The sequence below is a fragment of the Azospirillum sp. UENF 211521 genome, assembly GCF_058780535.1.
In genome coordinates this window covers 7501-20340 of sequence record NZ_JBSNCF010000001.1, presented here as the reverse complement: position 1 = coordinate 20340, position 12840 = coordinate 7501, and the positions used below count along the sequence as shown (strand labels likewise).

The window sequence follows — 12840 nt, the reverse complement described above, 5'->3', positions numbered from 1 at the left end:
GACACGCCTGTCACTGGTATCACCAGAGCGGTGCGTGTCACTGTCATTCCGCATCAAGGCATTAGCCAAAATATTAGAACTTCGATAAGGGAGAAGTGCGATGTCCATGCGTGCTGCCGTGTCCTTTGCGGTCCTGCTGGCGGCCTCCGTCGCCACCTTCGGCGCACCCGCTTTCGCCGCCGGAGAACCGATTTCACCGATCGAGCCGGCGAAGGTCACCAATCCCGGATTGGTTGAACTCGGCAAGAAGCTGTACTTCGATCCCCGGCTGTCCAAGTCCGGTTTCATCTCCTGCAACTCGTGCCACAACCTGTCCATGGGCGGCACCGACAACCTGAAGACCTCCATCGGCCACAACTGGCAGCAGGGTCCGATCAACTCGCCGACCGTGCTGAACTCCAGCCTGAACGTGGCGCAGTTCTGGGACGGCCGCGCGCTGACCCTGCAGGAGCAGGCCGGCGGCCCGATCGCCAACCCCGGCGAGATGGGCTCCACCCACGCCCTGGCGGTCGAGGTGCTGCGCTCCATCCCCGAATACCAGAAGGAATTCGGTGAGGTCTTCGGTGAGACCAAGATCACCATCGAAGAGGTGACCAAGGCCATCGCTGCCTTCGAAGAGACGCTGGTCACGCCGAACTCCCGCTTCGACCAGTGGCTGAAGGGCGACAAGAAGGCCCTGACCACCGTCGAGCTGGAAGGTTACGAGCTGTTCAAGGACTCGGGCTGCACCGCCTGCCACAACGGTTCGGCCGTCGGCGGCAACACCTTCCAGAAGATGGGCGTCGTCGAGCCCTACAAGACCAACAACCCCGCCGAGGGCCGCATCGCGGTGACCAAGGAGGAGGCCGACCGCTTCAACTTCAAGGTTCCGACGCTGCGCAACGTCGCGCTGACCTACCCCTACTTCCACGACGGCGAGGCCGCGACGCTGTCCGACGCTGTGGACGTCATGGGGCGCATCCAGTTGGGCAAGAAGTTCTCGACCGACGAGAACGCCAAGATCGTCGCCTTCCTGAAGACGCTGACCGGTGACCAGCCGAGCTTCGCTCTGCCGATCCTGCCGCCGTCCACGGACAAGACGCCGAAGCCGCATCCCTTCGACTGACGGTTCGGGGTTGGATGGGGCCGGGCGTCCTTGGGGCGGCCCGGCCTCATTCCTTTTACTGAGGATGGTTGCAGGGTATCGACATGCGGTGGGGATGGAAGACGGCGGGCGGCTTGGCGGGCGGCTTCGGGGCGCTCGCGCTGGCCGGTCTGGTGGGCGTCGTCGTCGGAGTGGTCGGCTGGGGCGGCTTCAACACCGCGATGGAAGCGACCAACAGCATGGAATTCTGCATCTCCTGCCACGAGATGCGCGACACCGTGTATGTCGAGTACAAGACCTCGCCGCACTACCAGAACGCTTCCGGCGTAAGGGCCACCTGCGCCGACTGCCACGTCCCGCGCGACTGGACGCACAAGGTGATCCGCAAGGTGCAGGCGTCCGGCGAGCTGTACCACTGGCTCATCGGCTCCATCGACAGCAAGGAGAAGTTCGAGGCCAAGCGCCACACGCTGGCGCGCCGCGAATGGGACCGCATGCGGGCCACCGACAGCCAGGAATGCCGCAACTGCCATTCCTTCGGCGCCATGGATTTCCACAAGCAGACGCCGAAGGCCGCCGGCGCCATGGAAGGGGCGGAGAAGGCCGGCAAGACCTGCATCGATTGCCACAAGGGCATCGCCCACAGCTTTCCCGACGTGACCGCCGGTCATCGCCAGTTTTTTGCCAGCCTGTCGGAGCAGGCGAAAGCTTTGGCCCTGGAGCCCGGCGACACAGCCTACGCCCTGACCAGTCTCGCCCTGTACGGCGCGCCGCCGGCTCCGGGGGTCTCCGGGGACGGCGAGATTGCCGCGGCGACTCCGGTGAAGGTTTTGACAGTGGAAGGTGGCGCTCTGAAGGTGGAGATCACCGGCTGGCAGCGCGGCAACTCCACCCAGACGCTCTACGCCCAGCCGGGCAAGCGCATCACCACGGTCAAGCTGGACGCGGCGGCGGCCGGGCAGACGGCTGCGCTGCGCACCGTCACCGATCCGGAGACCGAACAGGAGTGGACGGAGGTCCGCCTGACCGCCTGGACCGGGGCGGGCGGCTATGTGGGCACGCTCGGCGCGCTGTGGGACTACGGCGCGCGGGTCTACGACGCCAACTGCTCGCTGTGCCACACCCTGCACCCGCCGGCCGCCTTCGACGCGAACGCCTGGATCGGCAAGATGAACGCCATGAAGCGGCTGACCCGGCTGGACGAGGAGGAGGGCCGGCTGCTGCTGACTTATCTGCAGAGCCATGCGAAGGACGGCGCGCGATGATCGCTGCGGCGAGAACCCGAAGCTGCTAAGAGGGGTTTTCTACCACGGGCCGGCAATGAACGCGCCTCGCCCGACGGCAGACGACCACTTGAGAAAGAGGACCCCCGCGATGTCGACTCTGCACAAACAAGCCATGGAAGCGGTGCTTCAGGCCGCCTCTCACGACATCGTCGGCACGCTCCAGGAGCGTGGCATCACCGACAAGCACAGCGAGGAGGGCGACCTCGTCGTTCTCGACGTCGCGATCCTGCACGCCTACCGCATCTTCATGCGGATCTGCGAGGAGAACGGGCTTGAGGTGGACGCGGGTTACTTCGCCGACATGGCCAACGACCTTGCCGACGAGGTGGCCCAGGAGGACGACGCGGACTGATCCGGTCCCGCGCCGCCGACCCGCTTCTTGAGTGCCCCGGTCCCGTCCCCGCTTGCCGCCACGCGGCGGGCCGGACGGGACCGGTCGACATCCTTCACCCCTCGGGGGACCCGATGACCGACGCCCCTGACACTGTCTTTTCTCCCGACGCCTTCTCTCCCGATGTTGCGATCATCGGCGCCGGCCCGGCCGGGCTGATGGCGGCGGAGGTCATCGCCGCCGCGGGCCGCTCGGTCGCCGTCTATGAACGGATGCCCACCCCGGCGCGCAAGCTGCTGCTGGCCGGGCGCGGCGGGCTGAACCTGACCCATTCCGAAGCGCTGGACGCTTTCACCGCCCGCTACGGCGCGCAGGCGCCGCTGTTCGCCGATCTGCTGGCCGACCTCTCCCCGGCGGACCTGCGCGACTGGGCGGCGGGGCTCGGGATCGAGACATTCGTCGGCTCCAGCGGGCGCGTCTTCCCGGTGCAGATGAAGGCTTCCACCCTGGTCCGCGCGTGGCTGCGCCGGCTGGAGGGGCTGGGCGTCACTCTGCACACCCGTCATCGCTGGCTCGGCTGGGATGAGCAGGGCGCGCTGCACTTCCAGCGCGGCGACGGCACCGAGACCACCGTCGCCCCGCGCGCCACCCTGCTGGCGCTGGGCGGGGCGAGCTGGCCGCGCACCGGCTCCGACGGCGCCTGGACGGAGCTTCTCGCCGCGCGCGGGGTGGACATCGCGCCGCTGCGCCCGTCCAACATGGGCTTCGAGGTGCCCTGGTCCGATCACCTGCGCGAACGCTTCGCCGGCCAGCCGGTCAAGAGCGTCGGCCTCGCCTTCGCCGACCGCCGGCTGAAGGGCGAGTTCGTCATCACCGAGACCGGCATCGAGGGCGGCGCCGTCTACGCGCTGAGCGCCCCCTTGCGCGACGCCATCGAGCGCGAGGGCTGGGCCGCCCTGACCATCGACCTGATGCCGGACCTGCCGGAGTCGGCGATCGCCAAACGGCTGCGCCGCCGCGGCGCGGAATCGCTGTCCACCTTCCTGAAGAAGTCCCTGTCGCTGACCGGCCCGCGCGCCGCCCTGCTGCGCGAGTTCACCCCGGCGTCGGCGCTGTCCGACCCGGCGGCGCTGGCCCGCCACATCAAGGGCCTGTCGATGGTGCTGACCGGGGTGCGGCCCATCGAGCGCGCCATCTCCACCGCCGGCGGCGTCCGGCTGGCGGAGCTGGACGGATCGTTGATGCTGACCCGCCTGCCGGGGACCTTCGTCGCCGGGGAGATGCTGGATTGGGAGGCGCCGACCGGCGGCTACCTCCTCCAGGGCTGCTTCGCCATGGGCACGCGGGTGGGGAAGGGCGTGCTGGGGTATCTGGGGGCTGAGTCGTTGCCGGGCTTGCCCCCTCCCTAACCCTCCCCCTCTGCGAGGTGGAGGGGACTGCCGCCGCTTCGCAGAAGGCACCCTCTCCCGCGACAGCGGGGGAGGGCCGGGGTGGGGGCAATACGCTCCCCCTCACCGCACCGGATTGCCGTAGTCGTACTGCACCTGGGGCGCGCTGCCCTTGCCGGTCAGGCTTTCGATCAGCGAACCGATGCCGCCCGCAACACCACCCGACGAACCGCGCGCCGGGGCCGGAGCCGCCGCCGGGGTGGCGCGGGCGGGCTCGGCGATGCCGGACGCGACATAGGCGGGGGCGCCCTCCATCCCCGGCAGGGGGCGGGGCGGGCGTCCGGCGTGGGCGTCCAGCATGAAGCCCTGCCACAGCTTCGCCGGCAGCGAGCCGCCGGTGACCCGCTTCATCTCGGCGTTGTTGTCGTTGCCCAGCCACACCCCGGCCACGAGGTCGGCGGTGAAGCCGACGAACCAGGCGTCGCGGTAATCTTGGGTGGTGCCCGACTTGGCCGCCGCCGGGCGGTCGAGCTTCGCCGACTTGCCGGTGCCGTATTCGATGACGCCGGTCATCATGCGGGTGAGCTGCACCGCGTGCGCCGGATCGACCACCGGGACGGAGCCGCCGGCCTGCCGCCGGTACAGGACGTTGCCGTCGCGGTCGCGGATTTCGGTGATGGCGTAGGGCCAGACCGGGGCGCCGCGGTTGGCGATGCCGGCGTAGCCGCGGGTCAGCTCCAGCAGGTTGACCTCGCTGGTGCCGAGCGCCAGAGACAAGTCCTTGCCGAGCGGCGAGTTGATGCCCAGCCCCGCCGCCACCCGGCGCACCCGCTCCACCCCGATGCGGTCGATGATGCGCACGGTCGCGGTGTTGGACGAATGGGCCAGCGCGTTGGCCATGGTGATGGTGCCGCGGAACTTGCCGTCGTAGTTGCCGGGGCTCCAGGTTCCGATGCGGACGGGGGCGTCCTCGACCGGGCTGTCGGGCGACCAGCCGGCCTCCAGCGCCGCCAGATAGACGAAGGGCTTGAAGGCCGAACCGGGCTGGCGCATCGCCTGGGTGGCGCGGTTGAACTCGCTGTTGTCGTAGTCCCGCCCGCCGACCAGGGCGCGCACCGCGCCGTCGGTGGTCATGGCGACCAGGGCGCCCTGGCGGGCGTTGGCGGCGGCACCGGGGCCGGCCAAGGTCTCCTCCAGCCGCTGCTCCGCCGCGCGTTGCAGCTTGAGGTCCAGCGTCGTGCGCACCACCACGTCGCCGTGGCCGGAGCCGACGAAGGCCGAAACCAGCTCCGTCACCCAATCGGCGAAATAGCGCCCGTCGCCGCCCGCTTTGCGCTTGGCCGACGGCGGGGCGTTGCGCGCCGCCTCCAGCTCCGGCGCGGTGATGAAGCCGGCGTCGACCATGGCGCCCATCACGACGCGCGACCGCTCCGCCGCCTCGTCCGGGTTGGAGGACGGGGCGTAGCGCGAGGGCGCCTTAAGCAGGCCGGCGATGATCGCCGATTCCCGCAGGTCGAGCTGGGTCGCCGGCTTGCCGAAATAGGTGCGCGCCGCCGCGTCCACGCCGAAGGTGCCCGCCCCCAGATAGACGCGGTTCAGATAGGCGGTGAGGATCTGGTCCTTGGTGAAGCGGTGCTCCAGCCACAGCGCCAGCATGGCCTCCTGGATCTTGCGCTTCAGCGACTTCTCGGGCGTCAGGAACAGATTCTTGGCGAGCTGCTGGGTGATGGTGGAGCCGCCTTGCGCCGAGCGCCCGGACCGCCAGTTGACGTAGAGCGCGCGGGCCAGACCGATGGGATCGACGCCGAAATGCGAATAGAAGCGCCGGTCCTCGATGGCCAGCACGGCGTTGATCAGGTGCGGCGGCAGGTCGCGCACGCCCAGCGTCGTGCCGTGCAGGTCGCCGAAGCGCGCGAACTCCGACCCGTCGGCCGCCAGCACGGTGACCGAGGCGCGCCGTTCGAACTGCGCCACCTTGGAGATGTCCGGCAGGTCCAGCGCGAACCAGGCCAGCACCGCGCCCAGCGCGATGCCGCACCACACCCCCGCGACCATCCCGGCATAGACCAGCGTGCCGAGGATCGTCCGCCGCCGCCCGCCGCCGCCTCTGGCCGGTTTCGGAGCGGGCTTGCGCGGCGGCGGAGTGGCCTTCCGCGGCTTCTCGGCCTTGGGTTTCTCGGGCTTGGCGGGCTTTTCCGGCTTGGGCGCGCGTTTGGGCAGGCGGGGGCGCAGCGCCGGTTCCTCGCCCCGCGTCTGGATGGGGCGCGGCCCCGCAAAGAGTTCGCCCGGTCGATCGTTGCTCACGGCGCGGTCGCGGCCCCCAAGAAATCCATGCCCGATGTAATCTGTGATGGAAAGCTATACGCCGCCGCCCCGTTGCGACGAAAGAGCGCCCTCGAAAGAGATAAGATTTGTCTTAGCACCGTTGCAGATGGATGACGGGGGTGGAAGAAAAGCCGCCGCGGACTGTTGTTTGTGTGAATAAGCGTTGACGCAGCGGAGAGCCTGTTCATGTCGAAGCCCCTGACCGTTTCCATTCCCCACAAGCTCGGCCGGGACGAGGCGAAGCGGCGCGTGGCGGAGGGGGTGGGGCAGGCCCGCTCCCACCTCGCCGCGGTCGCCAGCAGCATGGACGACCATTGGACCGACGACCGCGTGGATTTCCGCGTGGTGGCGATGGCCCAGACCGTCACCGGCTTCATCGACGTGCAGGACGACAGCGTCACCGTGGAGGTGCAGCTTCCTTGGGCGCTCGGCCTGCTGGCCAACAAGGTGAAGGACCGGCTGCAGAGCAAAGGCACGTTGTTGTTGGAGAAGAAGTGAAGTCCCTCTCCCGGGGCGGGAGAGGGGCAAGGCTACTCGGGTCTGCCGATCAGCCCGTGCTTCTTCAGCAGCCCGCGAAGCTGGTGGTAGCCGAGCCCCAGCGCCTCGGCGGTCTGGCGCTGGTTGAAGCGGTGCCGCTCCAGCGCCGTCTCCAGCAACCCGGACTCGAAGCGCCGCACCTGCTCCTGGAAGTCTCCGGCGGCAACGGGAGGCGCCTCCTCCGCGACCGGTGACGAGGCGGACAGCGCCGGCGCCGCCGGCCGCCAGGCGGAGGCGAAGGGGTCGAGCAGGATGTCCTCCACCATCCCCTCCGGGTCGGACGCGGCGACGGACCGCTCCACCGCGTTGCGCAACTCGCGCACGTTGCCCGGCCAGCCATGGTCCAGAAGCTGCTCCAGCGCCCGCGGGGCGAAGCCGGGGAACAGCGCCCGCTCCAGCTCACGCACCATGCCCAGCGCGAAATGCTCGGCGAGCACCGGGATGTCCTCGCGCCGGGCGCGCAGCGGCGGCAGGGTCACCACGTCGAAGGCCAGCCGGTCCAGCAGGTCGGCGCGGAAGCGCCCGGTCTCGGCGAGCGCCGGCAGGTCGGCGTTGGTCGCCCCGATCACCCGGACGTCGACGGTCTGGGTCCGTCCGCCGACCCGCTCGATCTCGCCATACTCCACGGCGCGCAGCAGCTTCTCCTGAACGGCGGCGCTGGCGGTGGCGATCTCGTCCAGGAACAGCGTGCCGCCGTCGGCCTGCTCCACCCGCCCGATCTGCCGCCGGATCGCCCCGGTGAAAGCGCCGGCCTCGTGCCCGAACAGCTCGGAATCGAGAAGGCTCTCGGTCAGCGCGGCGCAGTTCACCTTCACGAAAGGACGGTCCCAGCGACGGGACAGATAGTGCAGGCGGGCGGCGATCAGCTCCTTGCCAGTCCCGCGCTCCCCGATGACCAGCAGCGGGCGCTCCAGCGGTGCCACGCGGGAGACATGCGCAAGGACCGCGTGGAAGGCCGGGGATTCCCCGAGCAGGGAGGGCGGATTGGGCTGCATGGTCAAAAAGGCGAAGAGTTCGTGAATTTCCTCATCCTATCGCGGAAAGGGCGATGCTCCAAGCCCGGCCGACATCCACCCTCTCCAGGAAATCCAAGGCTTTGCCGGAGTTTCCGGCGTTGGCACGGCCATTGCGAAGATGGGAACCAAACAAGGAGACCCGCATGAGCCACTACAGCGACTACCACCGCCGCTACACCCGCGAGGCCCGTCCGCTGGCCGCGCGCATCCGGACCTACCTGACCAGCCGCCCCACCGAGAACTGGGCGTTCTTCGCCGCCGGCCTGCTGATCGCCACGATCCTCGGCTGACGCAACCGACGCCCGACCCAAAGCGACCAAGAACGGACACATCCCCATGAGCATCTTTTCGCGCCTGACCGACATCGTGCAGTCCAACCTCAACTCCCTGCTCGACCGCGCGGAGGACCCGGAGAAGCTGATCCGTCTGATCATCCAGGAGATGGAGGACACGCTGGTCGAGGTGCGCTCCTCCACGGTGAAGATCATCGCCGAGCGCAAGGAGATCGAGCGCCGCATCGCCGACCTGCACCGCGAGCGCGACTCCTGGGACCGCAAGGCCGAGACCGCCCTGACCCACGACCGCGAGGATCTCGCCAAGCAGGCGCTGCTGGCCAAGTCGCGCGCCGCCGAGGAGGCGGACGTCCTGACCGCCCAACTGGCCCAGGTCGAGGAGGCGCTGTCCAAGTCCAACGAGGACATCGGCCGCCTCCAGGCCAAGCTGACCGACGCCAAGAACCGCGAGAAGGCGCTGGTCGCCCGCACCAAGACGGCGGCCAACCGCGTGCGCGTCCGCTCCACCCTGCATGACGAGCGGATCAACGACGCCTTCTCCCGCTTCGAGCAGGTGGAGCGCAACCTCGACGAGCTGGAAGGCCGCGTGGAGGCCTACGACGTCGGCCGCACCAAGACGCTGACCGAGGAGATCGCCGAGCTGGAGGCCGACAAGAAGGTCCAGGACGAGCTGGCCGCGCTGAAGGCCCGCGTCGCCGCGCGCCGGGGAAGCTGATCCCGCACCGGTGCCGGCGCCAACCCAGGCTCCGTCCTTTCCGACGGCGGGGTTGGCGTTCGAGTCCCCTCTCCCGCCGGTGCGCGGGAGAGGGGTTTCCCAAACAACAAGAAAGGCCGTCCCCCGATGAGCGGTTTCAGCTTCGTCCTCGCGGTGCTCTTCATGACCGTGGTGGCACCGCTTTGGATCATCTTCCACTACATCACCAAATGGCGTGGGCAGCGCGGGCTGTCGGCCCAGGACGAGCAGCTCCTGGCCGAGCTGTGGGACATTTCGAACCGCCTGGAGGGCCGCATCCACGCGCTGGAACGGGTGCTCGACGCGGAGTCGCCCAATTGGCGCGACAAGCTGTGAGCCGGCCGCCTTCCACCCTCATTCCGACCTGACGGGAGCCCGACGATGGACCGTTCTTCGCCCTACGACTCGCCCAACCCGCACCGGCTCTTCCGCGATCCGCAGCGTGGCGTGGTGGGGGGCGTGTGCGCCGGCATCGCCGACTACTTCGGCTTCAAGCCCGGACTGGTGCGGCTGGCCCTGGTGCTCGGCCTGTTCTTCTTCATGCCGCCGGTGATCCTCGCCTACGTGATCGCGGTGCTGGTCCTGCCGGTCAAGCCGCCGGCGGTCTACCGCAATTCGGAGGAGGAGGCCTTCTGGCGCGGCGTATCGATCAAGCCCGACCGCACGCTGGCCGGCCTGACGCAACGCTTCCGCGATTTTGAAAAGCGCGTGGGAAATCTGGAAGCGCACGTCGCTTCCAAAGAGTACGAACTCAACCGCGCGATCCGCAACCTGGACCGCTGACGGCAGCCCCGGAGCGCCTCCGGGGCCGAACCGCCGCCTGACCGCAGCGCCGCGCGTGCGGCACCGTAAACCGCAGCGCCGCGTGCGCGGCGCCGGGCGGTCAGCGCCGACGGCGGTTCCGGCTGCGCACGCGCACCGGCTTCATGGCCGGGCGGGCGGCAGCGAGACCGGCGAGGGCCGCAGCCATCGCCCCAACGAGCACGACCAGATCGAGATCCATCATGGCTCCTCCGCTTGACCCGATCAGAATGACGCAACTGTGAAGGACATGGTAGCGAAAAGAGGTGACAGCAACCGTCCGTCCGGCAGATGACCGCCACCGGGGCTCCCCCAAACGGGGAAGCCTATCCGTCCGGGTTCTCAGTCGAGGTAAGGCTTCACCGAAAGAATGGAGAAGCCTTTGTGCACGGGATAGCGGGCGTTGGTCTTCTCCCGCGCCTTCGTCTCGTCCAGTCCCCAGACCAGAAAGCGGCGTCCCCTCTTCCAGCGCTCCAGGGCCGTCTTCTCCAGGCCGCCGGTGACCCGCGCGCCATAATCGGCGTGGGCCACCGTCACCACCCATCCGGCGTCCGCCGGGGTGCGCCGATCGTCCAGCACATAGACCCGCCGGTCCACCGCGCCCGCCGCCGTCAGCCGCCGCTCCAGATCCTCGCAGGCCAGGTCGATGGAGTCCTTGCGCCGCCGCGCCGCGCGCAGCTCCCGCGCCTGATCCAGCGTGGCGCGGGCGAGGCGTTTGAGGCGATCCACCTGGGCCTGCCGGCGGGCCGCGGCGCTGGCGATCCGGTCCTCCGCCGTCCGGAGTTCCCGCCGCGCCGACAGGAGCGAGACCGCCACCGTCGCCACGCCGACCAGCGCGGAGAAGAGATAGGGGATCGGCGGATGGGCCATGGCGCCCTCAGCTCGCTTTCGCCAAGGGGAGGGCGGCGTCCAGCGTGGAGTCGCCGTAGCCGGCTTCCGCAACGCCGGTCATGATCGCGGCGTTGGCCGCGACCGGGGAGGCTTGTGGCGCTTCCTGGATCCGCAACACCACATAGCCGAAGGCGGGCGGGTAGCGCCGCTCGATCTCCGCCCGGGCCACCGGCATGGTGCGCGCCCACACCTCGACCGTCTGGGGCCTCGCCCAGCCGGAGTCGATGAAGGCGTGCTGCGCCGGCTGGTTGGTGCCGCCGCCGACGTATTTGTTCGCGACCTGTGCGATGTAGCAGGGGGTTCCGGCGACCTCCTCGCCGATCAGCCGCAGGAGGTCGTCGCCGCGGTTCTGAAGGTCGCGCAGGCGCCGTTCCAGCGACTGGCGCCGCCGCAGGGCCTCGCCGCTCTCCCCCTCGGCCTTGCGCAGGTCGGCGATGCGCTGCGTCCGGCGCGCCTCGAACCCGGCTTCCATCTTGGCGCGGCGGGCAAGGAGGTTGCGCAGGCTTCCGGTGCCGAGCCGCCGCTCGATCGCGCGCTCGCCGAGCAGAACCGCCGCCTTGCCGATGCCGAACCCCAGCCCGGCCAAGGCAAGCGCCAGGAACAGGGCCTGAACGTACGCGTGCCACATGGCTGAAACCCTGAACGGAAACCCAGAGCCCTCGGAGGAGACCGCAGCGGGACCGAATTCCGCTCGTCGCTTGCGCCGTCTCATGATGTCGAGTCCGGTTGAGCGGTAATCCACGCCCTTGGACCCTGCAACGCCAAAGTGCAGAACCCTTGAAATTTGCAAATTTTGTTCAAGCCCGGGAAATATCCGTATGCGGGCGGTGTGCGATCACTTTGCGGACCGCCGGAAAAGCGTTGCTTTGTTGCGAGCCACGCCGGGGATCGCGATGGCGGATCAGGGGCTGGGCGGCGCTTCCGGATCGTCGGCCACGCACACGCGGTTGCGTCCGGCCAGCTTGGCCTCGTAGAGCGCGGCGTCGGCGCGGCGCAGCGTCAGCTCGATGGAGGGTTCCGCCGCGCGCCATTCGGCCACGCCCAGGCTGGCGGTGATGGGGATGGACCAGCCGTCGGTCATCACCGGGCTGCCGGCGATGGCGGCGCGCACCCGTTCGGCGACGATGCGCGCCCCGCCAAGGTCGGTCTCCGGCAGCAGGGCGACGAACTCCTCCCCGCCGAAGCGGGCGATCTGGTCGGAGGTGCGCAGGGCCTCGCGGGCGCGGATCACCGCCGTGCGCAGCGCCTCGTCCCCGGCGGCGTGGCCATGGCCGTCGTTGACCGCCTTGAAGTTGTCGAGGTCGAGCAGGAGGACGCTGAGCCGCCGCCCGTGGCGATGCGCCCGCCCCAGCTCCGCCGCGGCGAGGTCCAGGAAATGCCGGCGGTTCCACACGGCGGTCAGCGGGTCGACGGTGGCCAGCCGCTCCAGCTTGGCGTTCGCCGCCTCCAGCGCGCGGGTGCGCTCGGCGACGCGGGCCTCCAGCGTCTCGTTGGCCTCGCGCAGCCGCTCGTACAGGCTGACGTTGGCGAAGCTGATGGCGATCTTGGAGGCGAACACCTCGACCAGCGCGCGGTCCACGTCGTCCAGCGGGCGGTCGGTGTGGATCCAGGCCGCCACCTCGTGCCCGTCCGGCACGCGGATGAACAGGGTCGTCTCGTTGGGGCCGTAATGGCTGCGGCGGCTGCGGAAGGCGTCGGTGATGCGGCCGGCAAGGGCCGGCGGGATCGCCGCGCCCGGCCTCACCGCCTCGGCCGGCGACGCCGTCCGCCCAGCCGCCTCGGCGTAGCAGCCGGCGCCGGCCAGCACGTAGAAGGCGCCGTCCGGCAGCGGCCGCCCGGCGGCGCCGCGCTGGGCGCACAGGACGGCGTCGGGCTTCACCCGCAGGAAGGCGGACAGCTGGGTCAGCACCCCGGCGGCGAACTGCTGCATGCAGCGCAGCTCGAACAGCCGGTCGGTGGACTGGATGATCTGTTGGAGTCCGCGGCGGTTGGTCTCCAACGCCACGATGTCGGCGTAGGCGCGCAGGGCCGCGACGACGGAGGTGAACAGCTTCTTGGCCGTCAGCTCCGCCTTGGACTTGTAGTCGTTGATGTCGTAGGCGAGGACCACGTCCTCCTCCGGCGCCTGACCGGGCTGGCCGGTGCGCAGGATGAT

15 protein-coding genes (1 of these 15 only partly in view) are annotated in these 12840 nt (G+C 69.5%); 9 read left to right on the top strand and 6 right to left on the bottom strand.

All coding sequences use genetic code 11. The annotated features are described in order from the left end of the window. The first annotated feature begins 100 nt into the window (after positions 1-100). From ACWPN5_RS00110 to ACWPN5_RS00095, 4 genes are all read left to right on the top strand, one after another. Positions 101-1105 (top strand): cytochrome-c peroxidase, encoded by a 1005-nt coding sequence (locus tag ACWPN5_RS00110; RefSeq protein WP_145682587.1) that lies wholly within the window; start codon positions 101-103, stop codon positions 1103-1105. An 83-nt stretch (positions 1106-1188) separates the two neighbouring features. Next, a complete protein-coding gene (locus tag ACWPN5_RS00105; RefSeq protein WP_492293561.1) occupies positions 1189-2349 on the top strand; it encodes a NapC/NirT family cytochrome c in 1161 nt (386 codons plus the stop codon). Positions 2350-2458: 109 nt separating this feature from the next. Further along, a complete protein-coding gene (locus ACWPN5_RS00100; RefSeq protein WP_014239094.1) occupies positions 2459-2722 on the top strand; it encodes a hypothetical protein in 264 nt (87 codons plus the stop codon). Between the two features lie 113 nt (positions 2723-2835). Next, the gene (locus ACWPN5_RS00095) at positions 2836-4110 is read left to right on the top strand and encodes a BaiN/RdsA family NAD(P)/FAD-dependent oxidoreductase (protein WP_492293559.1); all 1275 of its coding nucleotides are present in this window, start codon (positions 2836-2838) and stop codon (positions 4108-4110) included. Positions 4111-4212: 102 nt separating this feature from the next. On the opposite strand, the gene ACWPN5_RS00090 is transcribed toward ACWPN5_RS00095, so the two are convergent. After that, complete coding sequence (locus ACWPN5_RS00090) at positions 4213-6393, bottom strand: transglycosylase domain-containing protein (protein WP_492293557.1); 2181 nt, start codon at positions 6391-6393, stop codon at positions 4213-4215. Positions 6394-6600: 207 nt separating this feature from the next. Here ACWPN5_RS00090 and ACWPN5_RS00085 point away from each other — a divergent pair, with 207 nt between their 5' ends. After that, positions 6601-6912 carry a polyhydroxyalkanoic acid system family protein gene (locus ACWPN5_RS00085; RefSeq protein WP_014239097.1) on the top strand — a complete coding sequence of 104 codons (312 nt, stop codon included), beginning with the start codon at positions 6601-6603 and terminating at the stop codon, positions 6910-6912. 32 nt (positions 6913-6944) lie between these two features. Here the strand turns inward: ACWPN5_RS00085 and pspF are convergent, their stop codons facing one another. Next, positions 6945-7946, bottom strand: coding sequence for a phage shock protein operon transcriptional activator (gene pspF, locus ACWPN5_RS00080; RefSeq protein WP_492293555.1), 1002 nt, complete (start codon positions 7944-7946; stop codon positions 6945-6947). Positions 7947-8110: 164 nt separating this feature from the next. On the opposite strand from pspF, the gene ACWPN5_RS00075 reads away from it, so the two are divergent. The 4 genes from ACWPN5_RS00075 (at position 8111) to pspC (ending at position 9776) form a co-directional block, all read left to right on the top strand. Then, positions 8111-8257 (top strand): hypothetical protein, encoded by a 147-nt coding sequence (locus ACWPN5_RS00075; RefSeq protein ID WP_492293553.1) that lies wholly within the window; start codon positions 8111-8113, stop codon positions 8255-8257. A gap of 46 nt (positions 8258-8303) precedes the next feature. After that, entirely contained in the window at positions 8304-8975 is a 672-nt protein-coding gene (gene pspA / locus ACWPN5_RS00070) for a phage shock protein PspA (RefSeq protein ID WP_035670837.1), read from the top strand. A gap of 126 nt (positions 8976-9101) precedes the next feature. Next, a complete protein-coding gene (gene pspB / locus ACWPN5_RS00065; RefSeq protein ID WP_109067670.1) occupies positions 9102-9329 on the top strand; it encodes an envelope stress response membrane protein PspB in 228 nt (75 codons plus the stop codon). 45 nt (positions 9330-9374) lie between these two features. Further along, a complete protein-coding gene (pspC, locus tag ACWPN5_RS00060; protein ID WP_145682549.1) occupies positions 9375-9776 on the top strand; it encodes an envelope stress response membrane protein PspC in 402 nt (133 codons plus the stop codon). 100 nt (positions 9777-9876) lie between these two features. Here pspC and ACWPN5_RS00055 read toward each other — a convergent pair whose 3' ends face one another. The 4 genes from ACWPN5_RS00055 to ACWPN5_RS00040 all read right to left on the bottom strand — a co-directional run. Continuing rightward, complete coding sequence (locus ACWPN5_RS00055; protein ID WP_014239103.1) at positions 9877-9999, bottom strand: hypothetical protein; 123 nt, start codon at positions 9997-9999, stop codon at positions 9877-9879. A 137-nt stretch (positions 10000-10136) separates the two neighbouring features. Continuing rightward, positions 10137-10664 carry a hypothetical protein gene (locus ACWPN5_RS00050; protein ID WP_492293550.1) on the bottom strand — a complete coding sequence of 176 codons (528 nt, stop codon included), beginning with the start codon at positions 10662-10664 and terminating at the stop codon, positions 10137-10139. A 7-nt stretch (positions 10665-10671) separates the two neighbouring features. After that, a complete protein-coding gene (locus ACWPN5_RS00045) occupies positions 10672-11313 on the bottom strand; it encodes a hypothetical protein (RefSeq protein WP_492293548.1) in 642 nt (213 codons plus the stop codon). A 273-nt stretch (positions 11314-11586) separates the two neighbouring features. Beyond that, positions 11587-12840 carry the 3' portion of a diguanylate cyclase gene (locus ACWPN5_RS00040; protein WP_492293546.1) on the bottom strand. 315 nt of this gene lie beyond the right edge of the window, so only the last 1254 of its 1569 coding nucleotides appear in the window; the start codon falls outside the window, past its right edge; it ends in the stop codon at positions 11587-11589.

Bases quoted from the DNA above. Each gene is read 5' to 3' on its own strand.
- ACWPN5_RS00110 (WP_145682587.1), top strand. From the start codon at position 101: ATGTCCATGCGTGCTGCCGTGTCCTTTGCGGTCCTGCTGGCGGCCTCC.
- ACWPN5_RS00105 (WP_492293561.1), top strand. From the start codon at position 1,189: ATGCGGTGGGGATGGAAGACGGCGGGCGGCTTGGCGGGCGGCTTCGGG.
- ACWPN5_RS00100 (WP_014239094.1), top strand. From the start codon at position 2,459: ATGTCGACTCTGCACAAACAAGCCATGGAAGCGGTGCTTCAGGCCGCC.
- ACWPN5_RS00095 (WP_492293559.1), top strand. From the start codon at position 2,836: ATGACCGACGCCCCTGACACTGTCTTTTCTCCCGACGCCTTCTCTCCC.
- ACWPN5_RS00085 (WP_014239097.1), top strand. From the start codon at position 6,601: ATGTCGAAGCCCCTGACCGTTTCCATTCCCCACAAGCTCGGCCGGGAC.
- pspF (WP_492293555.1), bottom strand. From the start codon at position 7,946: ATGCAGCCCAATCCGCCCTCCCTGCTCGGGGAATCCCCGGCCTTCCAC.
- ACWPN5_RS00075 (WP_492293553.1), top strand. From the start codon at position 8,111: ATGAGCCACTACAGCGACTACCACCGCCGCTACACCCGCGAGGCCCGT.
- pspA (WP_035670837.1), top strand. From the start codon at position 8,304: ATGAGCATCTTTTCGCGCCTGACCGACATCGTGCAGTCCAACCTCAAC.
- pspB (WP_109067670.1), top strand. From the start codon at position 9,102: ATGAGCGGTTTCAGCTTCGTCCTCGCGGTGCTCTTCATGACCGTGGTG.
- pspC (WP_145682549.1), top strand. From the start codon at position 9,375: ATGGACCGTTCTTCGCCCTACGACTCGCCCAACCCGCACCGGCTCTTC.
- ACWPN5_RS00055 (WP_014239103.1), bottom strand. From the start codon at position 9,999: ATGATGGATCTCGATCTGGTCGTGCTCGTTGGGGCGATGGCTGCGGCC.
- ACWPN5_RS00050 (WP_492293550.1), bottom strand. From the start codon at position 10,664: ATGGCCCATCCGCCGATCCCCTATCTCTTCTCCGCGCTGGTCGGCGTG.
- ACWPN5_RS00045 (WP_492293548.1), bottom strand. From the start codon at position 11,313: ATGTGGCACGCGTACGTTCAGGCCCTGTTCCTGGCGCTTGCCTTGGCC.